Genomic DNA, 23,613 nt, shown 5'->3' on the forward strand with positions numbered 1-23,613 from the left:
ACTCGCACCACCCGGTCGATGAAAGCGACCCTCAGCATGGACAGGCCCTCAGCGACGAGTTCAGCCCTCAGTTCGGCACGGAGCTGTGGGAGAACGCCTACCTGGTCGGATGGCGGGCTGCCCTGCTGCGACGAGACCTGACCCGGGTGGTAACCATCGCGCAGGAGGGCAGCCATCACCCAAGATCTACGCCGGACTGTAGCCAGCGTGACCGGCCGCCATGACGCTGACCGGATCTTGCAACAGGAGGCGAAATCACGCGACGGAGTGCCTTGACATCGACGTCAGCGGTAATCAGGAAACACAGTCCACAGAGGCGACTGATCACCACATCGGCCTTCCCGCAGACCGAAAAACCGCCCCGTCGACTGCGATGGGCGGTTCGGATGCTGCCTGCTCGTGGGCGATACTGGGATCGAACCAGTGACCTCTTCCGTGTCAAGGAACGGTCCCGCAGCCGGCGACCAACAACTTCGCCATGACCCGCATGTATGCGGCGCAAGTGGCGGTAGTTCAGCGCCGTTTAACGCCGTTCAGCGCCGTTTGCGACAGGGTGATGCTCCCAAATCTGCTCCCACCCACCGAGTGTCGGTGGCGGCGGTCAACGTGGGTGGTGCGCGACGGTCACAGATCTTGGCCGGTGAGGATAGGGGACGACGCGCCACTCGCCGACGCCGACTTCCGGCGCCGCTGACATCACGCTCGATACAACGAGCGCGACAGCGGAGGACGGCGATGGCCAGCACAGCCAAGACCTTCAAACGATGCGGATGCCGCAACCAGCAGGGCAACCGACTGGAACAGAACTGCCCACGCCTGCCCGAGCGCGGCCACGGGCTCCTGGTACTTCCAGTGCTACGCGCCGAACCTGCTCGGCCGTTCCGAACGCATCCGCCGCAGCGGCTACCCGTCCCAGGCCGCTGCCCGGCAAGCCCGCGACGACACCCTCGCCGACAGCGCCGCCCGGCGCACTGGCGACGGCTGGACCCTCGAACGCTGGCTCCGCCACGGCTCGACACCCGAACCCGAATCCCGGCCGCGGATGGAAAGCAGCTTCTCTGTTTGTCACAACGGCCCGACCGATTTCTGTGGACGACACCGTGGTGCAGCCTCGGTGCGGCATCGGTGTACTCCGTGGCGCCGCTCAGATACTGGGATTCCCGCACCGATCTCGAAGGGGGCGGTGATAGCCGCGCACCTGATGAGTCTTGACGGGAAACTGGGAGTCCAGATTGAGCGCTTCTGGTAGTGCTGTGAAATCGCCCGCTGCATCCGCGCGCCGACGCTCGTTCAACGATCTCAGCGTCAACCTCAAGATCGTCAGCGCGGTGGCGGTGTCGTCCCTGGTCGCGCTGTCTGTCAGCGTCCTGGGCTGGCAAGGGCTGGGAGAGACCAACGGGTACGCCGACAAGCTCTACAACAGCAACGTCACCAGCGTGACCGCGCTGGGGGACCTGAAAGCGGCGTTCTTGAAGACCCGGCTCGACATGATGAGCCATGCGACCCTGCCCGACAAGGCGAACAAGGCCGAATACCGCAAGGCGTTCGCCGCCGACCAGAAGGCGGCGGCAGCGGCCTTCGCCGCCTACCGGGACAGCCACCCGGCCAGCGATGTCGCGGTCATCGACCAGTTGGAGGCGGACTACGACGAGTACGTGAAGATCGCCGAGGAGAAGCTGCTCCCGGCGAGCGACCGTAACGACCTGACCACCTGGCGGAAGATCCGCGAGGTCGAGACCGTGCCGGTGGCCAAGCGGGCGACGGCAAGCCTCGCGGCCATGGGCACCGTCGAGAACGCCGACGCCGAGGCCACCGCCGGCGCGGCCCAGGAGTCGTACGACTCGAATCTCACCATCTCGATCGTCATGCTCCTGGTAGGGCTGACCGCCGGTCTCGGCCTGGGTGTGTTCGTCGCCCGGCAGATCGTCCGGTCGCTGCGCAAGGTTCATGCCGTCTGTGACAGCCTGGCCGCGGGCGATCTCACGCAGACCGCGGGTCTGACCTCTCTCGACGAGCCGGGCCGGATGGGCCGTGCGCTGGACGCGGCAGTGGCACGGCTGCGTGAGACGGTCACCACGATCGGCGGGTCGGCGGTCACGCTGGCCGGCGCGTCAAGGGAACTGTCCGGGGTCAGCTCGCAGCTCCAGTCCGGCGCCGCGGACGCCGCCGCGCAGGCCGGTGCGGCGTCGCAGGCCACCGAGGAGGTCAACGCGGGCGTGCAGACGATCGCGGCGGGCGCGGAGGAGATGAGCGCGTCGATCGCCGAGATCGCCAGCAACGCCGGGCAGGCCGCCCAGGTCGCCAACCAGGCGATGAGCGTCGCCGAGCGCACCACCGCGCAGGTCGCCGAGCTGGGCACGGCCAGCGCCGAGATCGGTGACGTGGTCAAGCTGATCACCGTCATCGCCGAGCAGACCAACCTGCTGGCGCTCAACGCCACCATCGAGGCCGCCCGGGCGGGCGAGCTCGGCAAGGGCTTCGCGGTCGTGGCCGGCGAGGTCAAGGACCTGGCACAGCAGACCGCCAAGGCCACCGAGGAGATCACCACCCGGATCGCGGCGATCCAGTCCTCCAGCACCACGGCCACCGAGGCGATCAGCGAGATCACCCAGGTCATCCAGCAGATCAGCGACTACACCACCACGATCGCCTCGGCCGTGGAGGAGCAGACCGCCACCACCTCGGAGATGAGCCGGTCGGTGTCCGACGTCGCGACGAACACCGGCGGTCTGGCCGGCACCGTGTCCCACGTCGCCCAGGGCGCCGCCGCCACCGCCGACAGCGCCAGCTCCACCCAGCAGGCCGCCGCCGACCTCACCACGCTCTCCGGCGAACTTACCGCCATCGTCAACGGATTCCGCCACTAGGTGACTGGTGTTAAACGCGGGTTGATCAGAGTCTTGATCGACCCGCGTTGGTATTTGGAGGTCGCTGCGGGTTGGCTCGCGGATCGTTGTCGGGCTGAATCGTTGCTGGCGAAGAGCGTCTCAGCGGGAGATCGACGGTCGGTGGTGCAACGTTCCGGAGGCCGGCCTGACCGGGGGTAATGGCCGTGCCGGTGGCGAAACCGGTGCCGCTTCGATGGGGTCGTTTCCCGCCTGCCGGTCGAATTTGAGGTACTCGGTGACGGCACGCCGGGCGAACACCGGGCCCATAGCGAGAACGGCCAGCGGGCGCGGGAATGCGGCCTTCTGGGCCAGCTGCCGGACACGGGCCTGGACACCTTCAGCATGTCGGCGATCTCGGCGACCCCCACCAGTTCCTGAACCGGCTCCGCCGCGCCGGTGCGGCGGGTGTAGGTCGTGAGCATCTGCAGGTCGACGTTTGCCGACCTCAGGAACTCCCCGATCGCGGCCAGGCCTGGCCGTGCCGCGTCAGCTGCGATCCCGTCGAGCTGACGTGTGGTAATGGTGACGTGGCCGGTCATCTCGAACGAAACGACGACTTCCGGTTTTTCGCGGCTCAGGCTGTCCAGCCGGACCCTGATCGCATCGTGATGACGAGGCCGTTGGAACTGTGCCGAGATCAACCACATCGCTCTGTCCGCGGCTCAGTCGACGCGCTCCAACGCGGTGCCGTGCTGATCTGCGAAGGCCAGAACGAACAGGCGCTCCGATCTGGTGGTCAGCCGGATGGGTCGGCGCCTCGTCGCATAAAAGGGCGCTCGGAGCAGTCGCCTGCTGACACGCTCGTGACAGAAACCGGATGTCACCCAGGCGGCGGGACCGCTGACAACGAGACGTGAGATCTGGCAGGTCGTTGCGGCGCGGTTCAGCCGTCGGTGCCCGATGGAAGGGCTAGGGCGAGGAACCGACGGTAGGCGCCGGGGTTCGCAGATCATCCAAAGATGATCTTGCGCTCCCAAACTGCTCCCAATGTAAGCAGCAAAACAACAACGGCCCGTTACCGATAAATCGGTTACGGGCCGTTTACCTGCACAAACTCTGGTGGGCGATACTGGGATCGAACCAGTGACCTCTTCCGTGTCAAGGAAGCGCGCTCCCGCTGCGCCAATCGCCCTGGTGATGCGAGGTGGAGACGGGATTTGAACCCGTGTACACGGCTTTGCAGGCCGTTGCCTCGCCTCTCGGCCACTCCACCGTGGCGGCCGAAGCAAATGATCAGCAACAGCCTTCTCCGAGCGGAAGACGGGATTCGAACCCGCGACCCTCACCTTGGCAAGGTGATGCGCTACCACTGCGCCACTTCCGCGTGCCGCGCCGGTTTCCCTGGCGACGGATGAAACCTTAGCCGAGCCACCGGGGAGATGCCAAAGCGGCCCCCGGTTTTCTCCTCGTGGCGCTGGTCAGCGGTTATCGCCGAGCAGCCGGCGGACCTCGGCGACCAGCTCCGCCTGGAACGCCGCGACGCTGCCGTCGACGACGCCGATCCGGTAGTCGTCGCCGGTCTCCGGATGGTGGGCGCGCTGCCGGTCGCGCAATCCGGCCGAGCCGTCGGCGTGACCTGTGGCGTACGCCTCGAATGCTTCTTCCATGGGGGCCTCCTCGAACACGCGCGACAATCTCGCACGCCCGGGTTCGCCGCAATACCGGTCACCCGTCGGAGCAGGCCGGACCGATCGGCAGCGGTACGTCAGCCGGATGTCGGTGGGTGGACGGCCGTCCCGGAGGGCCCCCGAGTCATCCGAACGGATCGGCGCGCGGCACCCGGTAGGTCCATGGCGGTCTGACAGTCACCCCTCAATCGCGGCACAGACTCCGCACAAGCGGGCTCCGCACGATGGGTTCCGGGACGAGCCTAGGAGCCACGAAGATGACATCGAAAGACCAGATCAACCCGGATACCGAGCCGGCCACCGAGGCCGTCGACCCGTGGGCCGCGCCCGCCGCGCCGCAGGCCACCCCGGACGAGCCACCCACCGCGGTGGACATCGAGCCGGTAGAGACCCAGCCGGTAGAGACCCAGCCGGCAGAGACCCAGCCGGCAGAGACCCAGCCCGTCGAGGCCAAGCCGATGGAGGCACAACCGGGCGAGGTCCAGCCGGTCGAGCATGTCGCGCCGTCGGCCGGCGGGACGGGCAGCACCACGCCGCCCGGCCCGCCGCTGCCGCCGCTGGCCGCGCCGGCGGCCAAGGGCCGGTTCAGCCGGAGCCCGAAGCTGGTGCTGATCGCCGCCGTGCTGATCACCGCGATCGCCAGCTCCGGGATCACGGCCGGGGTGATGACGGCGATCGACAGGGACACTGCTCCGGCCGCCACCACCCAGCAGAACGGCACCGGGCAGCGCGGGCCCGGCATGCGCGGCGGGGGCGGCATGCCGGGTGGCGGCGGATTCCCGGGCGGCGCCCAGCAGGGCTCCGGCGACACGGGAGGCGGACAGCAAGGCTCCGCTGACTCGGGCGGCGCCCAGCAGGGCTCCACTGACTCGGGCGGCGCCCAGCAGGGCTCCACTGACTCGGGCGGCGGCCAGCAAGGCTCCGGCGACTCGGGCAGCCGGCAGGGAACCGGGACCTGATCGACGGCGCGGCGGCGGTGGGCGACCGCCGCCGCCGTGTCAGACGCCGAGCCAGGACGGGTCGGTAGCCAGCTCCCGCAGCCGCCCGGCCGGGTCGGCGACCAGCCGCCGGGTCGCCCGGTCCATCAGCCCGGCCACCCCGGTCACCCGGGCGATCGGCACCCCGTCGGCCCGGGTGTAGTCCTGCTCGACCCGGAACGTCTTGCCGTCGCCCCAGACGAAACGGCAGGTCACGTCCACCTCGTCGCCGGCCCGCAGCTCTTTCAGGTAGCGGATCGTGGTCTCCAGCACCACCGGCCCGACACCGGCGCGGACCAGCACGTCGGGGCCGACACCGGCGGCGAGGAAGCACTGCCAGCGGGCGTGCTCGCCGTACTGGAGATAGACCGCCTGATTGACGTGGCCCTGGAGATCCAGCTCGTAACCACGGACCGCGACACGCACCTGGAAGAGGTCAGCCATCACCCGATCCTGGCACACCCCGGTGGCGCGGGATCGAGAACCACATAGACGCTGACGATTCCCCGCCCTAGGCTGGGCCGGCGCGAGGTCCGTGTCCGAGGGGGTGTGGTGCAGTTCCGGCTGCTGGGTCCGGTGGATGCATCCGAGGGGGCGCGCATCGTCGCGCTCGGCGCGCTCAAGCAGCGGCATCTGCTGGCCGCGCTGCTGTTCGACGGCGGGCATCCGGTCACCTTCGAGACGCTGATCGACCGGCTCTGGGGTGACGGGCCGCCGGCCGACGCCCGCGGCGCGCTCTACGGCTATGTGGCCCGGCTGCGCCGGGTGGTCAAGGACAGCACCGGTGTGACCCTGGTCCGCTGGTCCGGCGGCTACACGTTGCAGGTCCCGGACGGCGCGGTGGACCTGTTCCGGTTCCGTGAGCTGCTGGAGTCGGCCCGGTCCGCCCGGCCCGGCGACCGGCTGGCCGCGCTGGACGAGGCACTCGGGCTGTGGCGTGGCGAGGCGCTGGCCGGGCTGCCCGGCGAGTGGGCCCGGCTGACCCGGGAGAGCCTGGAGCAGCAGCGGCTCGCGGTGCTGGCCGACTGGGCGGCGGCCGCGGTGGAGGCGGGACGGCCCGCCGGGGCGGTCGACCGGCTGGCCGCGGCGCTGGCCCGGGATCCACTGTGTGAGCCGCTGATCGCGGCCATGATGCGTGCGTTGCACGCCTCCGGGCGTACCGTCGAGGCTCTTGATCTTTTTGCCCGCTCGCGTAACCGGATCGTCGATGAGCTGGGCGCGGAGCCCGGGCGGCTGTTGCGCGAAGCGCACACCGCCATCCTGCGATCGCCGGCCCCGTCCGTGCCGGAGCGTGCCGGGCCCGCGCTGCCGGAGGCGGCCGGGAAGCCGTTCCTGCTGCCGCCGGATCTGCCCGACTACACCGGTTTCGACGAGCGGGTGGCCGAGACGGTGGCGGCGTTGCGGGTGCCCCGGGCCAGTCCGGTGGTGGTGGTCTCCGGGCCGGGCGGCGCCGGGAAGACGGCGTTCGCGGTGCATGTGGCGCATGCCGTCCGGGACCATTTTCCAGACGGGTTGCTCTTTCTGGACGTCGGCGGCGCGGACCCGCTGGAGCCGGCCGAGGCGCTGAGCCGGCTGCTGCGCATGCTCGGCGTCACCGACGCGGACGCGCAAGGCAATCCGGATCTCCGCGAGCGTGAGGCACGCTACCGGGCCGAGCTGGCCGGCCGGCGGGTGCTGGTGGTCGTCGACGACGCGGTGCGGGCCCGGCAGGTTCATCCGTTCCTGCCCGGGGACGCCGGTTCGGCGCTGCTGGTGACCAGCCGGTTCCGGCTGGCCACGGTGCCCGCCACCGGCCGGGTCGAGCTGGGCATGATGTCGCTGGGCGAGGCGTGGGCGCTGCTCACCCGGGTGATCGGCGCGGCCCGGACGGACGCCGATCCGGAGCAGACCGCCCGCCTCATCGGGTTGTGCGCGCGGCTGCCGCTGGCCGTCCGGGTGGCCGGCGCCCGGCTGGTGGCCCGGCCGCACTGGGCGGTCGCCCAGCTCGCCGACCGGCTCGACGACGAGCGCCGCCGACTGGACGAGCTGGCCGTCGACGACATGGAGGTGCGGGCCGGGCTGGCTGTCGGCTACCGCGGGCTGAGCCCGCGGGCGCAGGCCGCGTTCCGGGCGCTGGGCAGCCTGGACCCGCCGTCGCTGACCGCGCTCACCGTGGCGGCGCTGCTCGGCACCGGCCTGGAGGAGGCGGGCGACCTGGTCGAGGAGATCACCGACGCGCGGCTGCTCGACGTCATCGGCACGGACGGGTCGTGCATCCGCTACCGCATGCACGACCTGGTCCGCCTGTACGCCGGTGAGCTGAGCCGGGCCGAACCGGAGGCCGCCCGGGCGACCGTGACCGGGGCGCTCGCCGCGTTGTTGCGCCTGGTGGAGCGCCTGGCCGAGCAGCTTCCGGTGGCCACTCCGCGGCTCTACCACCCGGCGGGCCTGCCGGAGCCGCCGGCGCACTGGACCACCACCATCGACCGGGTCGACCTGCACTGCTGGTTCGCCCACGAGGAGCCGGCCCTGATCGCCGCGGTGGAGCGGGCCGCCTCTCTGGATCTGGTCGAGCCGGCGTGCGGGCTGGCCGACGCGCTGGTGTTCGCGTCGTTCGCGGCCCGGAACAACTTCGACGGCTGGGAGCGTACGCACACCGCCGTCAGCGTGGCCGCCCGCCGGGCCGGGAACCGTCTCGCCGAGGCCGCCATGGAGTGCGGTATCGGCCAGCTGCGCTATGCCCAGGACCGGTTCCCGGAGTCGCGGGAGCACTTCTCCCGGGCGGCCGGGCTGTTCGAGGCGGCCGGGCACGACCGCGGACAGGCGGTGGCGCTGAACGGCCTCGGCACCGTGAGCCGGGAACTGGGCGAGCACACCACCGCGCTGCCGCAGATCAACCGGGCCCGGGAGATGCTGGACCGGCTGGGTGACGACGCCGGGGTGGCGCACGCCTACTACAGCCTCGGTTTCGCGCACCGGGAGCTGGGCCACGACGCGGTCGCGCTGGGCCACTTCGCGTCCGCGCTGGAGCGGTACCGGCGGATCGGCCACCGGCGCGGCGAGCTGATCTCGATCCGCGGCATCGGCCTGGTGCACCGGGCCCGTGGCGAACTGGCCGAGGCCGCCGAGCACTGTGCCTCGGCGCACGCCATCGCCACCGAGATCGGCGATCCGCACCTGGCCGCCTACACGGCGCAGGCGCTGGCCAAGGTGTGGATCCGGCAGGGCGATCCGGAACGGGGGCGGGATCCGCTGCGGACCGCGCTGGACGCCACCACCGGGCGGCGCGACGGGTACGGGACGGCGCTGGTCACCCGTACCCTCGGTGAGCTGCATCTGGCGGCCGGGCGTCCGGCTGAGGCGATCGGGCTGCTGGAGTCGGCTGCCGAGCAGTGGCGGGCCATCGGGATGGAGCTGGGGCGGGCGCGGACGCTACGGGATCTGGGCGCCGCCCGCCGCGCGGCCGGCGATCACGACGCCGCGCACCGGGACTGGGCGGCGGCCGGGGAGGTCTTTCAGGAGCTGGGCGTACGGGAACGCACCGAGCTGACCGGGTGGCGTGCCCGGTTCGGCTGTCACTGCCCGCCGGAGACCGTCTCGGCGGCCCGCATCACCCGCAGCACGTTGCCGCCGGCCAGCGCCGCCAGGTCCGCGTCGGACCAGCGGCGGGCCGCCAGTTCCCCGAACAACCGGGGGTAGCCGGACACGTCGTCGAGCCCGGCCGGCATGTCGCCGCAGCCGTCGAAGTCGCCGCCGATGCCGACGTGCTCGATCCCGGCCACCTCTCGGACGTGTTCGACGTGGTCGGCCACCTGCTCCACCGTCACCGGCGGGGGCGGGCCGTCCGGCTGCCGCTCCCAGGCCCACCGGTCGGCGGTCAGGAACGCCGGGACGAACGTCACCATGCACACGCCGCCGTTGCCGGGCAGCCGGGTCAGCACGTCGTCGGGCACGTTGCGGGGGTGGCCGCAGAGCGCCCGCGCCGACGAGTGGCTGAAGATCACCGGCGCGGTGCTGACGTTCAGGGCGTCGTGCATCGTGGTGTCGGCGACGTGCGACAGGTCGACCAGCATGCCGATCCGGTTCATCTCGGCGATCACCTCACGGCCGAAGTCGCTCAGGCCACCGAGCCGGGGTACGTCGGTGGCGCTGTCCGCCCAGGCGACGTTCTGGTTGTGGGTCAGGGTCAGATACCGTACGCCCAGCTCGGCCAGCATGCGCAGGACGGCGAGCGAGTCGCAGATGCTGTGGCCGCCCTCGGCCCCGATCAGCCCGGCGATGCGCCCGGCCCGGAAGGCCTCCTCCACCTGGTCCGCGGTCCGCGCCGGCGCCAGCCGGCCGGAGTGCAGCCGGGTCATCTCGTGGACGAGGTCGATCTGCTGGAGGGTGCGCACCACGGCGGCGGCCGGTGGCAGGTCGCCGGGCACGTAGACCGACCAGAACTGGGCGCCGACCCGTCCGGCGGTGAGCCGCGGCAGGTCGGTGCGGGTCCGTGGATGCGGTTGATCCAGGGCGAACTTCTCCAGCTCGGCCGGGGAGACCGGGCCTCCGGCCAGGGTGCGCAGCGCGTCCGGCAGATCGTTGTGCCCGTCGATCAGCGGGTACGTGCTGAGCAGGCGGGCGATTCGGTCGCCCCCGTCACGAGCAGACTCGTCGATCGGCCACACCCGCGGTCACACCCCATCCGAAGCCGTGTCTCGTCCCGGCGACGTCCTCAGGCTGCCACGGGCGTCTGCCGGTTTTCTGGCACGTTTCTGTCAGGCGGGTGGGAGGGCCGCGCCCCAGCGGTGGAACTGGGCCCGCGCCTGGCGCTCGGACCGGGCCAGCAGCCGGGCGCGGCCTCCGGGCAGCCGGCCGAGACCCTGGCTGACCAGCAGGTTCGCGCCGATCCGGGCGAGGCCGTACCACGGCGGGCGGTAGGGCAGGCCGAGGTCGCGCAGGGCGGCCCGGCCGAGCAGCCAGCAGCTCACCGACAGGGCCCGCTCCCGCTCGTAGCGGCGCCGCCAGCCGGTCGTCACGTCGTCGGTCATGTCGATGAGCGCGCGGGCCAGGGCGACGCTGTTGCCGTCCGGCGGCGGATCGTGGGACAGGAAGTGGTAGAGCAGCCGCCGGCCGCGGCGCTCGGTGTGCGGCAGCCAGTCCTCGTCGACGCCCATCAGCCAGCCGATGTAGCTCCACAGGTGCATCACCGCGTGGGCGTCGGCGCGGGACACCCGTACGCCCAGGAGGCGCAGGTGCAGCAGGAAGCTGGTGCTGAAGACGCCGAGGGTGCTGGCCTGGTCGTACTGGTTGACGGGCACGCCGCGCAGCTCCCAGTCCCAGGCCGGATCGGCCTCCAGGCGGGCGTTGACCAGCGCGTGCATGACCCGGACGTGCAGGCTGAGCCGGTAGCCCTCGGCGCCCGGCCGGAGGCCGCCCGGTGCGGTGACCGCGCGCCACCAGATCGAGGTCTCCTGGATCCGGCGCAGCGTCTCGCCGCCGGCCAGCCGCCCGGTCCGCACCAGCGGCTCCAGGGCGGCCGCGGTGCGGTAGCCGCCGAGCAGCGACCCGTACGCCAGGACCAGGCCGGCGTCCATGCCGAACGTCCGGCAGGCCTCGGCGCCGCGGGCCAGCAGCGTGTCGTCCACCCAGGACGGCCGCTGCCCGACCGCGTCGTAGAAGGCCCGCAGCGGCTCCGGCACATCGCCGTCCGGGCCGGCGACGAGCGCCCGGTGCAGCTCGTTCGGCCGCACCGCCCGGACCAGTTCGGCCGCGAGCTCGTCGCGGCGTATCAGGCCGGCGCCGAGCGCGGCCACTTCCTCTCCGGTGGGGTTCGCTCCCGGGCCGGCGACCAGCCGCAGCGGGCGGGCCGCCCGCTCGGACCACTCACGGTCGGCGCCGAACCGGGTGGGTACCCGCAGATCCGCGTGCGTCGTCATGAACCGACGATAAGTGAATCAGGATTCGCACGCTACCGGCTCAGGCCGCGGCCGCTTTCAGATCCGCGGCCCGGTCGGTGCGCTCCCAGGTGAACTCGGGCGGCTCCCGCCCGAAGTGGCCGTAGGCGAGCTCCCTCACCTTACCGTGGCGCCCGCCGATCGGCGGGCGCCACGTCGTCTCCTCCCCCGGGCGGGCGCATCATCCCTGGTAGGAGGCCTTTATCAGCACGCCGGTGGAAGACTGAACGTCCACACCGACCTAGCGTCGTGACGACGCCCGGCCAGGGCGCTCTGATGAGGAGGAGAAGCCCGGATGGCATCCCAAGCCTTCACCGAAAACGATCTGCGCACCCTGCTGCTGGCGGTCGGCGCCGACCCCGGCATCGGCTCCGCCGACTACGGCCGCTCGTTCACCGACCTGGATCTGGACTCGCTGGCCCGGACCGAGATCGCCACCCGGATCCAGGACCGGTACGGCGTCGAAGTCGAGCCGCGACTGGACGCCGACAGCACGCCGGAGAGCCTGCGCTCCCTGGTCAACGACCTCGCCGCCGCGAACAGCTGAGGGGGACCGATGACCGGCCTGCTGGGACACACCGACAACGCCATCGAGATCGACGCGCCCATCGACTTCGTCTGGGCCAACACCAACGACGTACGGACCTGGCCCACCCTGTTCACCGAGTACGCCTCGGTCGACGTGCTGGACGAGCAGCCGGGCGGCGTGACGTTCCGGCTCACCATGCACCCCGACGAGCAGGGCCGGGTCTGGTCCTGGGTCTCGCACCGCACCTGGGACCGGGACACCTGGACGGCCCGCGCGCGGCGGGTGGAGACCGGCCCGTTCGAGTTCATGAACATCACCTGGACGTACGAGGAGTTGGCCCCCGACCGCACCCGGATGCGCTGGACGCAGGACTTCCACATGCGCCCGGACGCCCCGGTGGACACCGCCGGGATGACCGAGCGGATCAACCGGAACACCCTGGTCCAGCAGAAGGTGATCCGGGAGACGCTGGAGCGGCGGCGGCAGGCCGTGATCGGCTTCCCGGACGTGCCGTCGAACACCCGGCGGGGCGGCGACCTGCGTACCCTCGTCTCGCCGGCGACCGTCGGCTCGACCTCCGGGTTCTGCGGCGCGGTCCGGCTGGCGCCCGGCGAGGGTGTCTCCGAGCACTACCACCCGTACTCCGAGGAGTACCTCTACCTGGTCAGCGGCGAGCTGCGGGTGGACCTGGACGGCCGGCCGGTGACGGTACGCCCGGACCACGCGCTGCTCGTGCCGCGCAACGTCCGGCACCGGCTGACCAACGTCGGCGCCGGCACCGCCCTGGTGGTGTTCCAGCTCAGCCCGCTGGCGCCGCGCCCCGAACTGGGCCACGTCGACACCGAGCCGGGCCCGAACGAGCATCTCGCGCCGGTGCCGGTGGTGACCGGATGACCCGGCGCAGCGTGGTGACCGGCATCGGGGTGGTGGTGCCGGGCGGCGCGAACCGCGAGGAGTTCTGGAGCCGGATCGTGGCCGGCAAGCCGGCGATCCGGCGGATCTCCCGCTTCGACCCGGGCGCGTACCGGTCGCAGATCGCGGCCGAGTGCGACTTCGACCCGGCCGGGTACGGCCTGTCGCCGCAGGTGATCCGCCGCACCGACCGGTTCGTGCAGATGGCCCTGGCATCGGCGGACGAGGCCGTCCGGGACTCCGGCCTGGACCTGGCGGCGACCGACACCGAACGGATCGGGGTGAGCCTGGGCAGCGCGGTCGGCGCCACGATCCGGCTCGAGGACGAGTACGTGGTGGCCAGCGATCACGGCCGGGCCTGGACGGTGGACGAGAACCACCTCATGCCGTTCATGTACCAGCAGTTGGTGCCGTCGAGCGCGGCCACCGAACTGGCGGTCCGGTACGGCGCGCACGGCCCGGCCGCGGTGATCTCCACCGGCTGCACCTCGGGGATCGACTCGATCGGGCACGCCCACGGTCTGATCCAGGACGGCGAGGCGGATGTGGTCATCGCGGGCGCCTCGGACGCGCCGATCTCCCCGATCACGGTGGCCTGCTTCGACGCGATCCGGGCCACCACCCCGAGCAACGACGAGCCGGAACTGGCGTCGCGCCCGTTCGACGCGGGCCGGCAGGGCTTCGTGCTCGGGGAGGGCTCGGCCGTACTGATCGTGGAGGAGCTGGAGCACGCCCGGGCCCGCGGCGCCCGCATCTACTGCGAGGTGTCCGGGTACGCGGCCCGGGCCAACGGGTTCCACATGACCGGCCTGCGGCCGGACGGGTTCGAGCTGGGCGAGGCGATCAGCGAGACGGTCGCGCAGTCCGGCATCAGCCCGGAGGACATCGGCTACATCAGCGCACACGGCTCCGGCACCAAGCAGAACGACCGCCACGAGACGGCCGCCTACAAGCGGGCGCTCGGCGACACCGTACGGAAGATCCCGATCAGCTCGATCAAGTCGGTGGTCGGGCACTCGCTCGGCGCCATCGGCTCGATCGAGATGGCCGCCTGCGCGCTGGTCATCGAACGCGGGATCATCCCGCCGACGGCGAACCTGACCGACCCCGACCCGGAGTGCGACCTGGACTACACGCCGCTGGTCAGCCGGGAGGCGCGGGTGGACCACGCGCTCTCGGCGGGCAGCGGCTTCGGCGGTTTCCAGTCGGCCATGGTGTTCTCCCGGGTCTTGCAATGAGCGAGCTTGCGAGCGAATCATCGAACTCGGTCCAGGTGTCGCGATGAACGCGCGGATGCCGGTGATCACCGGCATCGGCGTGGTGGCGCCGACCGGCGTGGGCGTGGCCGAGCACTGGCGCAACTCGCTGGCCGGCACCGCCCGGATCGCCCCGATCTCGGCCCCCGAGCCGCCCGCCCCCACGAATGGCTCCCCCTCCTCGGCCGACCGGGGTCTGCCGATCTCGGTCGCCGGGGAGGTGGCCGGCTTCACGCACACCGAGTTCGTGGAGAACCGGCTCGCCGTACAGACCGACCGGTGGACCTGGATGGCGCTGGCCGCCACCGGGATGGCGCTCACCGACGCGGACCTGGATCCGCGCCGGGAGGTGCCGATGGACCTGTCGGTGGTGACGGCGAGCGGCTCGGGCGGCAACGCGTTCGGGCAGCGGGAGATCCAGGCGCTCTGGCGGGACGGGCCGCGGACGGTCAGCGCGTACCAGTCGATCGGCTGGTTCTACGCCGCGAGCAGCGGGCAGATCTCCATCCGGCACCAGCTCAAGGGCGCGTGCGGGGTGCTGGTCGCGGACGGTGCGGGCGGCATCGACGCGGTCGCCCAGGCTCGCCGGCTGATCCGCCGGGGCAGTTCGGCGGTGGTGGCCGGGGGCACCGAGGCGCCGCTGTCGCCGTACGCGCTGGCCTGCCAGAGCAGCGTGGGCACCCTGCACCGAGGCGCCGACCCGGCGCTCGCGTACCGGCCGTTCGCGGCCGGCGCGAGCGGCTACGTGCCGGGCGAGGGCGGCGCGATGCTGGTGCTGGAGGCGGCACACCGGGCCCGGGGCCGGGCGGCACAGGTCTACGCCGAGATCGCCGGCACCGCCTCCACCCACGACGCGCACCATCCGTCCGAGCCGGCCCCGGACCACCGCCAGCTGGCCCGGGCCATGCGCACCGCACTGGACCGGGCCGGCGTCTCCCCGGACCGGATCGGCGTGGTCTTCGCCGACGGCGCCGGGGACCCGCTCCGCGACCGCCTGGAGGCCGCGGCGATCGCCGAGGTGTTCGGTGGCCGCCGGGTGCCGGTGACCGTGCCGAAGACGATGACCGGCCGGCTCTGCTCGGGCGCGGCCGCGCTCGATCTGGCCTGGGCGGCGCTGGCCCTGCGGCACGACGTGGTGCCGCCGACCGTCAACGTGGACCCGGCCGACGTCGCCGCGTCCGGGCTGGACCTGGTCACCGAGGCCCGCGAGGGCGCCGGCCTGCGGGCCGCGCTGGTGGTGGCGCGGGGCGTGGGCGGCTTCAACGCCGCGGCCGTGCTCACCGCCCCCGCCGCCTGACACACCCGCACACGAGAACGGGCCCCCGCATCGGATGCGGGGGCCTGCCCGCGGCGCCGGAGGAGCCGGAGTGACGCCCACCCGTCCTATCTGGTGCCGGCCACCACCGTGGCGACCTGGGTGCCGTTGAGCGTGCCGCCCAGGTAGAGGCCGCCGCCGACAGCGGTGCCGGAGACGCTTCCGCCGGTCCGGATCGCGTAGGTCGTACCCCGGGCGATCTGGTTGGAGGAGAAGACCACGCCGCGGAACGCCTTCGCCGCGGTGTACGACGCGATCTGCGTGCCGGAGGTGGTGGCGATGTGCACCACGGTGCCGGCCGGCTGGTTGGCGCTGAGGGTGACCGACACCCAGCCCTGCCCGGAGGTCGGGAGGGTGCTGGTGGTGGCGCTGATCCCGGTGGAGATCAGGGTGCCGGCGGTGATGGTGAGGGCGCCGTTGGAGTCCAGGCCGCCCTCGCCGCCGCCGCGGGTGCCGGAGCCGCTGACCACGACCGTGCCGCCGCCGATGGTGAGGGCGCCGTTGGAGTCGAGGCCGTCGGTGCCGCCGCTGACGCTCACGGTGCCGCCGGTGATCGAGATGAGCGCGTTCGGGGAGTTCTGCATCTCCCCGTAGGCCGGGTCGGAGGCGTTGAACGCGTCGTCGGAGGCGGTGGCCGAGACGGTGCCGCCGGTCACGTACACCTTGAGGCCCTCCACCCCCTCGTACGACTTGGTGACGTTGACCGTGCCGCCGCCGATCCGCACGTCGGTCTCCGCGTGCACGCCGTCGTCACCGCTGGACACGGTCGTGGTGCCGCCGTCGATGGTGACCGCGGCGTCGGAGTGGACGCCGTCGTCGGTGGCGGTGACGTTGACCGTGCCGTCGCTGATCACGCTGAGCACGCCGGCCTTGAGGCCCTTCGCCGAGTCGGCGCCGGTGGTCTTCGCCGTGATCGAGCCGCCGTTGACGATCACGTCGGTCTGGCCGGTGAGCGCGTCGCCGGTCGAGGTGACGTTGACGGTGCCGCCGGTGACCGCCACGTACCCGCGGGTGGCGTCCTCCTCGTTGTCCGACTTGAGGCCGTCGCCACCGGCCGTCGCGGTGATCGAGCCACCGGAGACGATCACGTAGTCCTGGCCGCGGATGGCGTCGTCCGGCGCCGTCGCGGTGATCGTGCCACCCGCGATGACCAGGCCGTCCTTGACGTTGATGGCGTCGTTGGCGTTGCCGGTGACGATCAGCGACCCGGTGCCGGCGATGGTCGTGTCGGCGGCCGAGGCGAGCGGGGCGTCGGCGGAGGCGGTGCCGTCGGTCAGCCGGTTGGTGGTGCCGGCCGTCAGGTGCACCAGCACCTCGTCGGCGGCGACGACGTTGATGGCGCCGGTGCTGCCGGTGATCGTCACACCGTTGAGGATGAGCCGGACGATGCCGGTGCCGGTGCTGTTGACGACGATCTGGCCGCTGGTGAGGGTGCCGCTGAACCGGTAGGTGCCGGCCGCCGTGACGGTCACCGTGCTGCCGGAGACGGTCACGTTGGAGCTGGTCGTGGTGGCGCTCGTGCCGGTCAGGGTGACCGCCGCGACGTCCGACTCGTTCCAGGTCAGGTCGGCGGCGCTCAGGTGCGAGGCCTGGTTGGCGGCGAGCGCGGCCGCGGCGGCGGGCCCGGCCGCGAACGCCGGGGCGGGTGCCACCCAGGCGGCCAGGGCGGTGGCGGTCAGCACCGCGGGGACGGCCAGACGGGGGATTCTGGGCATGGTGGGTCCTTATGTTCGGGGACGAATTGCCTGGGTTCAGCAGGAGAAATGACGGCGCATGAGACGGCGCCAGGGGACGGCGGGCAGATCGGGGCGCAACGCTGCGAGCCCGGTCGCGTACTTGGAGATGCTGGTGGGCCGGTGCCCGCGGGCCCACAGCAGCCGGTCGACCGGGGAGACGGCCGATCCGGTCTTGGTCTCGACCACCGCGACGTGCGGGAGGGTCAGTGCGGTGCCGTCCACGCCGGTCCAGGTGAGATCGACGTCGACGGTCGCCCGGGAGTCGTCCGCGGGCTGGTAGAACGTGGTTCGCCGGTAGTGCGTGAGCAGCGTCGGCGCGAGGTCCAGCCCGGCGCTGTGGCCCAGCACGTCGTCGACGAACCAGCGGCCCGGCTCGACCGTGTCGTGGTCGCATGCCTGGTAGGGCAGCCGGTTCTTGACGGTTCCGCCGCGGTAGCCCTCGGTCTTCACCTCGAGCCAGCACAGCGCCGAGTCCAGATAGGTCCGGGTGCGGACCTTGAACCGCCGCCGCCGGCGGTGCGCGGTGAGCCGGTAGCTGACCAGGTCCGGGGTGTCGAAGTAGACCGACCGGTAGCGGAACGTCCGCTCGCCGTCGATCTCCAGCACCCGGGTCCGCGGATCGAGGAGTTCCACCAGTTCCTGGGCCGCTTCCAGGGGAAGGACGTACTTGCGGTCGACCCGCGTCTGCAACTCGGCCTTGTCGGTGAGCTCGGCCAGCGAGATCGGATCCAGGTGGGTGGTCGCGCTCACCGGTTCACTCCGGCAAGCGACGGCGCTTTCCTTCCCTGGGCGTACGAGTAGCGCACGTCGACCACGGTCGTCTCGTTGACCAGGTCCAGCCGCTCGATGGTGGCCTTGTGCACGCGCGCCCCGAGGATGCCCTCCAGCTGCACGGTCAGGGTGAGCGGGTCGGTGACGGCACTGTCCAGCACCAGCACCTGCCGTCCGTACGACCGGAACAGCCGTGGGTGGTCACCCAGGTACATGACCATCAGGATCAGCCCCATCAGCGCCGGCGCCAGCCACTGCTCCCCACCGCTGAGCGGCCCGAGGATGCCCAGCGCGAGGGCCGAGAAGTAGTACGCCACCTCGTGCTGGTCCAGTTCGGTGGATCGCAGCCGGATGATCGACAGCACGCCGAAGAGCCCGAGCCCGAGGCCCGCGCCGACCGTGCTGGAGCTGAGCGACCCGGCCACCGCGAGGACGCCCACGTTGACGCCGAGATAGGCCACCACCAGGTCCCGCCGCCGGTGCCGGGGAAAATACAGCCCGAAGACCAGAAGGGACACCGCTACGAGGTCTAGCGCAAACATGGCGAGCCGGGGCATAGTGACACGACCTCTCGAGGCTTCCGGCCGGACCTCCCCCGTGAACACCGTCCGGACCGCAGGTTACATATCGATGAACTTCGATTAGACGGTAACCGCGCCCGGCCGCTTTTCCATCGAACAAAACCTCAGAGCTACCTCAAAGACCCCTGTGTTCCAGCTGTCCCGGTCGATACCGATTCTTGATCAATAAGGGACACCGCGCAGGTGGGGCGGGGAACTACCGTGCGACCGTGCACAACCAAGTTCCTTCCGACCCCATCCAGCAGCCGGCGACGCCGGCCGCTGCTCCGCCCCCCTTTCCCCCCGCGCCTCCGCAGCCCTTTCCGCCCGCCCCCGGCGCCGGACCGCAGCCGTTCGGCGGACCGGTAGCCCCCGGCCAGTACCCGCCGGGCTGGTCGGGCGACCCGTTCGCGCCGGCACCGAAGGAGGGCACCAACGGGTGGGCGATCGCCGGCCTGCTGACCACCTTCCTCGTCAGCGGCCTCGTCGGGGCCGTCTTCGCCGTCATCGCGCTGCGAAAGATCAAACGGCAGCCCCAGCGCGGCCGCGGGCTCGCCATCGCCACCCTGATCATTGCCGGACTGCAGGTCCTGTTCATCGCCGCGATCATCGGCGTCCTCGTCGTCGACGAGCGGCGGGACGCGGCAGCCGGGATCGACGACGTCGTGGTCACCGAACTGAAGGCCGGCGACTGCATCCGTGACTTCGACGGCTCATCGGCGATCTACGACCTCCCGACGGTGGCCTGCACCGATCCGCACCAGGCGGAGATCTACCACGTCTACACCTTCCCGGAGGGCTCCTACCCCGGCACGGCCCAGGTCGAGGCGGAGAGCGACAAGCGGTGCGGCGCGGCCTTCGAGCCGTACCTGACCCCGCAGACCGAGAACATGGACATCTACTACCTCTACCCGCGAGACGCCCGCGAATGGCGGCAGGACCGGAGCATCTCCTGCATCGTGGTCGCCCCGAGCGGCACCCTCACCGCCCCGCTCACCAAGTGACCGGTCCGGCCACGCCCTCTGGGCGTGGCCGGACCCATCATCACGTGTTCACGGCCCGACGCGGCCGCCCTCCGGCTCCGCGTCCTCGATCGCGTCGTTGGCGTTGTCCTGCATCACCATGTCGACGGCCGACCCCAGCACCGCACCCGTCACGGTGCCGCTGGCGACGGCGCCGCCGCTCACCGGTCCGCTCCACCAGGTGGCCGCGGCGGCCCCGGCCGCGCCGGTGATCGCTCCCATCACGTCCGCGCGGGCCACCTGGGACTTGTCGATTCCCCCGCCGGCCTTCTTCGCGGCGCCGTCGGGATCGGACCACATCGACACGCTGCCGATCAGCACGCCGGCCACGAGGTCGGCGATGTGCTGCTCGGGGGCGGTGAGTGACCCGCCGAGCCGTTCGTCGAGCGCCGTGACGCGGTCGGTGACCGTCGCGGCGGTCGTGTCGGCCGCGCCGGCGATCGCCAGGTAACCGTCCAGCAGGGTGTCGAGCGCCTCGCTCCAGTCGGCAGCGGGATCCTTGCCGCTGCGTGCCGACGCGACGACCGACCGGGACCACGTCACGAAGTCGGGCCGCGCGCTCCTGGTCGTCTCGCCGCGCCGGAGTGTCAGCTCGAACGCGACGTCGATGACGGCATCGACGACCCGTCTTTCCTCGCGAAGCTCCGTGAGGATCGCCAGCACGTCGCGCTCGTGTCGCTCGGCCGCGGCGCCACCTGGGGTGGTGCTCTTCGTCGGCGTACTCATTTCTTTGTGATCTTGATTGAGGTCGACGTGCCGTTCTCGTCGGTCGTCGTCGTGGTCGTCGTGGTGCCGCGGTCGTCGCTGGTGGTGGTCGTGGTGGTCGTGGTGCCTCCGGACCGGACCGTCACCGAGGTGACGAGGGTGCCACCCGAGATCGAGAACGACTCGGTCACCTGCGTCGCCCCATCGGCTTTGCGGGCGTCGCCGGCCTCGCTGACCCGCAGGGTGAACGTGCTGGCCTCGAACGCCTGCTGCTTGCCGTCGATCTCGAGCACGCCGACGAGGGTCTGGTTGAGCTGGTCTGTCATGAACCGGCCTTCCGTGGGTTGGGATGGGTGACAAGACCTCCCGAGGATGGGCGGCCGACCCTGGGCGAACGTTGGCGAATCCTTGAATCCGCCGGTCAGGGCATCCCAGGATCGGGTCGGTGACAGAGCGTTGAACAATGGGCGCCGCACGGGCCAGGCTGAGCGGTAGGGACGTACCGGGGGCGCTGGCACTGAGGCGGTGGTCGAGATGGCTGTGGAGTTCCGTCTGCTCGGCGACCTCGAGGTACGCATCGACGGCCACCCGGTCGACATCGGCCACGTCCAGCAGCGCTCCGTGCTCGTGGCCCTGCTTCTGGACACGAACCGGGTCGTGCCGGTGGACCGGCTTCTGGAGCGGGTGTGGGGCGACCATCCGCCCCAGCGGGCACGCGGCACGCTCTACAGCTACCTGTCCCGGCTCCGGAAGGTCCTGGCCACCGAGGACGTGACCATCGCCCGGCGGCCCGGCGGCTACGTGCTCACGGCGGATCCCGGCACGGTGGACGTGCACCGGTTCCGGCACCTCGTCGCGCAGGCCCGCACGGCCGACGACGAGACCGCCGTGGCGCTGCTCACCCGGGCGCTCGCGCTCTGGCGCGGATCGCCCCTGGCCACGTCCGGCACGCCGTGGCTCACCGCGGTCCGGGACGGGCTGGAGATGGCCCGATGGGCCGCCGAACTGGACCGCAACGAGGTCGCGCTCCGTTGCGGCCGGCACGCGGAACTGCTGGGCGAGCTGCCGGCATGCGCCGCCGCGCACCCGCTGGACGAACGCGTCGCCGGTCAGCTGATGCTGGCCCTGTACCGGGCCGGCAGGCGGGGCGACGCGCTGGCGTGTTACCAGCGGATCCGGCGGCACCTCGCCGACGATCTGGGCATCGACCCGAGCCCACCGCTGCACGACCTGCACCGGCGGGTCCTGACCGCCGACCCGGCCCTGACCGTCCCGCCGCGGGCCCGGCGGCCGGCGGCGACCGTGGCGCGTGCTCCGGTACCGCGCCAGCTCCCCGCGCCGCCGCGCGCGTTCACCGGCCGGACCGTCGAGCTGGCCGAACTGACCGCCACGGTGGACTCCGGGTCCGATCAGGGCGGCGGCGCGGTGACGATCTCGGTGATCGACGGCACCGGCGGCATCGGGAAGACCTGGCTGGCGCTGCGGTGGGCGTACGACAACCTGCCGTGCTTCCCCGACGGGCAGCTCTACGTGAACCTGCGCGGGTTCGACCCGGCCATCGACCCGGTGCCTCCCGCCGTGGCCGTACGCGGGTTCCTCGACGCGCTCGGGGTGTCACCCGAGGCCATCCCGCCCGACCCCACCACGCAGGCCGCGCTGTACCGCAGCCTCGTCGCGGACCGCCGGATCCTGATCGTCCTGGACAACGCCCGCGACAGCGCCCAGGTGATCCCGCTGGTACCCGCCACCGGCACGGTCCTCGTCACCAGCCGCCACCAGCTCACCAGCCTGATCACCGAACACGGCGCCCGGCCGCTCCCGCTCGACGTGCTGCCCGAGGCCGATGCCCGGCAACTCCTCACCGGCCACCTCGGCGCCGACCGGGTCGCCGCCGAACCCGAGGCGGTCACCGCGCTCCTCCGGCATTGCGCGGGTCTGCCGCTGGCACTGGGTGTCGTCGCCGCCCGCGCCTCGGTCCGCCCCGACCTGCCGCTCGCGGCGCCGGCCGCCGAACTGCACGAGACCACCACCCGGCTGGACGCGCTGGACGGCGGCGAGCTGGCGGTGAGTCTCCGTACCGTGCTGTCGTGCTCGTCCACCGCCCTGCCGCGGGACGCCGCGCGGATGTTCGGGCTGCTCGGCCTCGCGCCGGGCCCGGACATCGGCCTGCCCGCCGCCGCGAGTCTCGCCGGCCTGCCGCCGGCCGCCGCCCGCGTCCTGCTGCGCCGGCTCATCGCCGCGCACCTGCTCAACGAGCCGGTGTCCGGCCGCTACCGCATGCACGACCTGGTCCGGTTGTTCGCGGCAGAACAGGCCGGCGCGGACTGCGCGGACCCCGCCGGTGAACGGCACGCGGCGCTGCGCCGCGTGCTCGGCCACTACCTGCACACCGCGCACGCCGCGGACCGGCTGCTCGCCCCGCACCGCGATCCGATCATCCCCGGCCCGCCGCCGACCGGGACCACACCGGAGGAGTTCGCCGACCACAACGAGGCGCTGGCCTGGTTCACCGCCGAGCACGCCGCGCTGCTCGCCACCGTCGACCGGGCCGCCGACGCCGGGATCGACACGCACATCTGGCACCTCGCGTGGGCGCTGACCACCTACTTCAACCGGCGTGGGCACTGGTACGACCACGCCGCGACCTACACCGCCGCACTGCGGGCGACCAGGCGCATGGCCGACCGGCACGCACAGGCCCACGCCCACCGGGGCCTCGCCGTGGCGTACACCTGGTTCGGTCGCCACGACGACGCCCACACCCACCTCGACCATGCCCTCGGACTGTTCGGTGAGCTCGGTGACCTCGCCGGACAGGCACTCAGCCGCCGCACCCTCGCCCGGGTCTGGGCACAACAGGGCGAACACCGGCAGGCCCTCCCCCACGACGAGCGGGCCCTCGCCCTCTACCAGGCCGCCGGCCACCGCAGCGGGCAGGCCACCGCGCTCAACGCCATCGGGTGGCACCACGCACACCTCGACGACCACCAGCAGGCCCTCACCTACTGCCAACGGGCCCTGGCCCTGCACCAGGAACTCGGCGACCGCCACGGCACCGCCGCCACCTGGGACAGCCTCGGCTACATCCACCTCCACCTCGGCCACCACCAGCGGGCCACCGAGTGCTACCAGCATGCGCTCGACCTGTTCCGCGACCTCGACGACCGGTACCAGCAGGCCGAGACGGCCATGAACCTGGGCGACACCTGCCGGACCGTCGGCGACATCGACACCGCGCACACCCACTGGCGGCACGCGCTGGACGTCCTGGACGAACTCGGCCACCCCCGCGCCGAACAGGTCCGCGCCAGGCTGAGCCACGGACCCGCCCGTCCGTACGGCCGCCTGCCCGTTCGCAGCGGCTGAACCGCTCAGGTCGCGGCCCGGCCTGCCGAACAG

Annotated in this window: 18 protein-coding genes, 4 tRNA genes and 2 pseudogenes; 10 read left to right on the forward strand and 14 right to left on the reverse strand. The window is 72.0% G+C overall.

The window, feature by feature from the left end; genetic code table 11:
• Positions 1-401 precede the first annotated feature (401 nt).
• Positions 402-478, reverse strand: a tRNA-Val gene (locus BJ964_RS02865).
• A 775-nt stretch (positions 479-1,253) separates the two neighbouring features.
• Here BJ964_RS02865 and BJ964_RS02870 point away from each other — a divergent pair.
• Positions 1,254-2,867, forward strand: a complete 1,614-nt coding sequence (locus tag BJ964_RS02870) for a methyl-accepting chemotaxis protein (protein WP_188119214.1) — start codon at positions 1,254-1,256, stop codon at positions 2,865-2,867.
• Here BJ964_RS02870 and BJ964_RS02875 read toward each other — a convergent pair.
• The 5 genes from BJ964_RS02875 to BJ964_RS02895 form a co-directional block, all read right to left on the reverse strand.
• A complete protein-coding gene (locus BJ964_RS02875) occupies positions 2,864-3,535 on the reverse strand; it encodes a hypothetical protein (RefSeq protein WP_188119215.1) in 672 nt (223 codons plus the stop codon). The two genes, BJ964_RS02870 and BJ964_RS02875, sit on opposite strands and share 4 nt — an antisense overlap.
• Positions 3,536-3,945: 410 nt before the next feature.
• A tRNA-Val gene (locus BJ964_RS02880) sits at positions 3,946-4,020 on the reverse strand.
• Between the two features lie 10 nt (positions 4,021-4,030).
• Positions 4,031-4,101, reverse strand: a tRNA-Cys gene (locus tag BJ964_RS02885).
• A gap of 39 nt (positions 4,102-4,140) precedes the next feature.
• A tRNA-Gly gene (locus BJ964_RS02890) sits at positions 4,141-4,212 on the reverse strand.
• A 94-nt stretch (positions 4,213-4,306) separates the two neighbouring features.
• On the reverse strand, positions 4,307-4,495 hold the full coding sequence (locus BJ964_RS02895; RefSeq protein ID WP_188119216.1) for a hypothetical protein: 189 nt from the start codon (positions 4,493-4,495) through the stop codon (positions 4,307-4,309).
• Positions 4,496-4,773: 278 nt separating this feature from the next.
• Between BJ964_RS02895 and BJ964_RS02900 the strand changes: the two genes are divergently transcribed.
• Positions 4,774-5,475 (forward strand): hypothetical protein, encoded by a 702-nt coding sequence (locus BJ964_RS02900; protein WP_188119217.1) that lies wholly within the window; start codon positions 4,774-4,776, stop codon positions 5,473-5,475.
• 39 nt (positions 5,476-5,514) lie between these two features.
• Here BJ964_RS02900 and BJ964_RS02905 read toward each other — a convergent pair whose 3' ends face one another.
• The gene (locus tag BJ964_RS02905) at positions 5,515-5,937 is read right to left on the reverse strand and encodes an acyl-CoA thioesterase (RefSeq protein WP_188119218.1); all 423 of its coding nucleotides are present in this window, start codon (positions 5,935-5,937) and stop codon (positions 5,515-5,517) included.
• A 396-nt stretch (positions 5,938-6,333) separates the two neighbouring features.
• On the opposite strand from BJ964_RS02905, the pseudogene BJ964_RS02910 reads away from it, so the two are divergent.
• A pseudogene (locus tag BJ964_RS02910) lies at positions 6,334-8,946 on the forward strand (ATP-binding protein); the annotation flags it as partial.
• A 101-nt stretch (positions 8,947-9,047) separates the two neighbouring features.
• On the opposite strand, the gene BJ964_RS47720 reads toward BJ964_RS02910, so the two are convergent.
• Positions 9,048-10,139 (reverse strand): dipeptidase, encoded by a 1,092-nt coding sequence (locus BJ964_RS47720; RefSeq protein WP_229806547.1) that lies wholly within the window; start codon positions 10,137-10,139, stop codon positions 9,048-9,050.
• Positions 10,140-10,229: 90 nt separating this feature from the next.
• Entirely contained in the window at positions 10,230-11,390 is a 1,161-nt protein-coding gene (locus BJ964_RS02915) for an oxygenase MpaB family protein (RefSeq protein ID WP_188119220.1), read from the reverse strand.
• Positions 11,391-11,703: 313 nt separating this feature from the next.
• On the opposite strand from BJ964_RS02915, the gene BJ964_RS02920 reads away from it, so the two are divergent.
• From BJ964_RS02920 to BJ964_RS02935, 5 genes and pseudogenes are all read left to right on the forward strand, one after another.
• Positions 11,704-11,955, forward strand: coding sequence for an acyl carrier protein (locus tag BJ964_RS02920; RefSeq protein WP_188119221.1), 252 nt, complete (start codon positions 11,704-11,706; stop codon positions 11,953-11,955).
• A gap of 9 nt (positions 11,956-11,964) precedes the next feature.
• Positions 11,965-12,366, forward strand: a pseudogene (locus BJ964_RS47725) (SRPBCC family protein); the annotation flags it as partial.
• Between the two features lie 39 nt (positions 12,367-12,405).
• Positions 12,406-12,831, forward strand: a complete 426-nt coding sequence (locus BJ964_RS47280; protein ID WP_229806606.1) for a cupin domain-containing protein — start codon at positions 12,406-12,408, stop codon at positions 12,829-12,831.
• Positions 12,828-14,087 carry a beta-ketoacyl-[acyl-carrier-protein] synthase family protein gene (locus BJ964_RS02930; RefSeq protein ID WP_188119222.1) on the forward strand — a complete coding sequence of 420 codons (1,260 nt, stop codon included), beginning with the start codon at positions 12,828-12,830 and terminating at the stop codon, positions 14,085-14,087. The genes BJ964_RS47280 and BJ964_RS02930 overlap by 4 nt, the downstream gene beginning before the upstream one ends.
• Positions 14,088-14,130: 43 nt before the next feature.
• Positions 14,131-15,402 (forward strand): beta-ketoacyl synthase N-terminal-like domain-containing protein, encoded by a 1,272-nt coding sequence (locus BJ964_RS02935; protein WP_188119223.1) that lies wholly within the window; start codon positions 14,131-14,133, stop codon positions 15,400-15,402.
• Between the two features lie 86 nt (positions 15,403-15,488).
• Here BJ964_RS02935 and BJ964_RS02940 read toward each other — a convergent pair whose 3' ends face one another.
• From BJ964_RS02940 to BJ964_RS02950, 3 genes are read right to left on the reverse strand one after another with little or no spacing between them, the layout of a single operon-like run.
• Positions 15,489-17,135 carry a carbohydrate-binding domain-containing protein gene (locus BJ964_RS02940; RefSeq protein ID WP_188119224.1) on the reverse strand — a complete coding sequence of 549 codons (1,647 nt, stop codon included), beginning with the start codon at positions 17,133-17,135 and terminating at the stop codon, positions 15,489-15,491.
• Positions 17,136-17,171: 36 nt separating this feature from the next.
• Complete coding sequence (locus BJ964_RS02945) at positions 17,172-17,906, reverse strand: polyphosphate polymerase domain-containing protein (protein WP_188119225.1); 735 nt, start codon at positions 17,904-17,906, stop codon at positions 17,172-17,174.
• A complete protein-coding gene (locus tag BJ964_RS02950) occupies positions 17,903-18,445 on the reverse strand; it encodes a DUF4956 domain-containing protein (RefSeq protein WP_229806548.1) in 543 nt (180 codons plus the stop codon). The genes BJ964_RS02945 and BJ964_RS02950 overlap by 4 nt, the downstream gene beginning before the upstream one ends.
• A gap of 272 nt (positions 18,446-18,717) precedes the next feature.
• On the opposite strand from BJ964_RS02950, the gene BJ964_RS02955 reads away from it, so the two are divergent.
• Positions 18,718-19,491: a DUF4190 domain-containing protein gene (locus BJ964_RS02955; protein ID WP_188119227.1), complete on the forward strand. Its 774-nt coding sequence runs from the start codon at positions 18,718-18,720 to the stop codon at positions 19,489-19,491.
• 48 nt (positions 19,492-19,539) lie between these two features.
• Here BJ964_RS02955 and BJ964_RS02960 read toward each other — a convergent pair whose 3' ends face one another.
• Both BJ964_RS02960 and BJ964_RS02965 read right to left on the reverse strand, forming a co-directional pair.
• Positions 19,540-20,235 (reverse strand): hypothetical protein, encoded by a 696-nt coding sequence (locus tag BJ964_RS02960; RefSeq protein ID WP_188119228.1) that lies wholly within the window; start codon positions 20,233-20,235, stop codon positions 19,540-19,542.
• Positions 20,232-20,540 (reverse strand): hypothetical protein, encoded by a 309-nt coding sequence (locus tag BJ964_RS02965; protein WP_188119229.1) that lies wholly within the window; start codon positions 20,538-20,540, stop codon positions 20,232-20,234. The genes BJ964_RS02960 and BJ964_RS02965 overlap by 4 nt, the downstream gene beginning before the upstream one ends.
• Positions 20,541-20,748: 208 nt before the next feature.
• Here BJ964_RS02965 and BJ964_RS02970 point away from each other — a divergent pair, with 208 nt between their 5' ends.
• Entirely contained in the window at positions 20,749-23,580 is a 2,832-nt protein-coding gene (locus tag BJ964_RS02970; protein ID WP_188119230.1) for an AfsR/SARP family transcriptional regulator, read from the forward strand.
• The last annotated feature ends 33 nt before the right edge of the window (positions 23,581-23,613 follow it).

This window comes from Actinoplanes lobatus, from assembly GCF_014205215.1.
Classification (GTDB): Bacteria; Actinomycetota; Actinomycetes; order Mycobacteriales; family Micromonosporaceae; genus Actinoplanes; species Actinoplanes lobatus.

What these genes read in the sequence shown, in the direction of transcription:
- BJ964_RS02875 (WP_188119215.1), bottom strand. Translation starts at nt 3,535, where the DNA reads ATGTGGTTGATCTCGGCACAGTTCCAACGGCCTCGTCATCACGATGCG.
- BJ964_RS02895 (WP_188119216.1), bottom strand. Translation starts at nt 4,495, where the DNA reads ATGGAAGAAGCATTCGAGGCGTACGCCACAGGTCACGCCGACGGCTCG.
- BJ964_RS02900 (WP_188119217.1), top strand. Translation starts at nt 4,774, where the DNA reads ATGACATCGAAAGACCAGATCAACCCGGATACCGAGCCGGCCACCGAG.
- BJ964_RS02905 (WP_188119218.1), bottom strand. Translation starts at nt 5,937, where the DNA reads ATGGCTGACCTCTTCCAGGTGCGTGTCGCGGTCCGTGGTTACGAGCTG.
- BJ964_RS02915 (WP_188119220.1), bottom strand. Translation starts at nt 11,390, where the DNA reads ATGACGACGCACGCGGATCTGCGGGTACCCACCCGGTTCGGCGCCGAC.
- BJ964_RS02920 (WP_188119221.1), top strand. Translation starts at nt 11,704, where the DNA reads ATGGCATCCCAAGCCTTCACCGAAAACGATCTGCGCACCCTGCTGCTG.
- BJ964_RS02930 (WP_188119222.1), top strand. Translation starts at nt 12,828, where the DNA reads ATGACCCGGCGCAGCGTGGTGACCGGCATCGGGGTGGTGGTGCCGGGC.
- BJ964_RS02935 (WP_188119223.1), top strand. Translation starts at nt 14,131, where the DNA reads ATGAACGCGCGGATGCCGGTGATCACCGGCATCGGCGTGGTGGCGCCG.
- BJ964_RS02940 (WP_188119224.1), bottom strand. Translation starts at nt 17,135, where the DNA reads ATGCCCAGAATCCCCCGTCTGGCCGTCCCCGCGGTGCTGACCGCCACC.
- BJ964_RS02960 (WP_188119228.1), bottom strand. Translation starts at nt 20,235, where the DNA reads ATGAGTACGCCGACGAAGAGCACCACCCCAGGTGGCGCCGCGGCCGAG.
- BJ964_RS02965 (WP_188119229.1), bottom strand. Translation starts at nt 20,540, where the DNA reads ATGACAGACCAGCTCAACCAGACCCTCGTCGGCGTGCTCGAGATCGAC.
- BJ964_RS02970 (WP_188119230.1), top strand. Translation starts at nt 20,749, where the DNA reads ATGGCTGTGGAGTTCCGTCTGCTCGGCGACCTCGAGGTACGCATCGAC.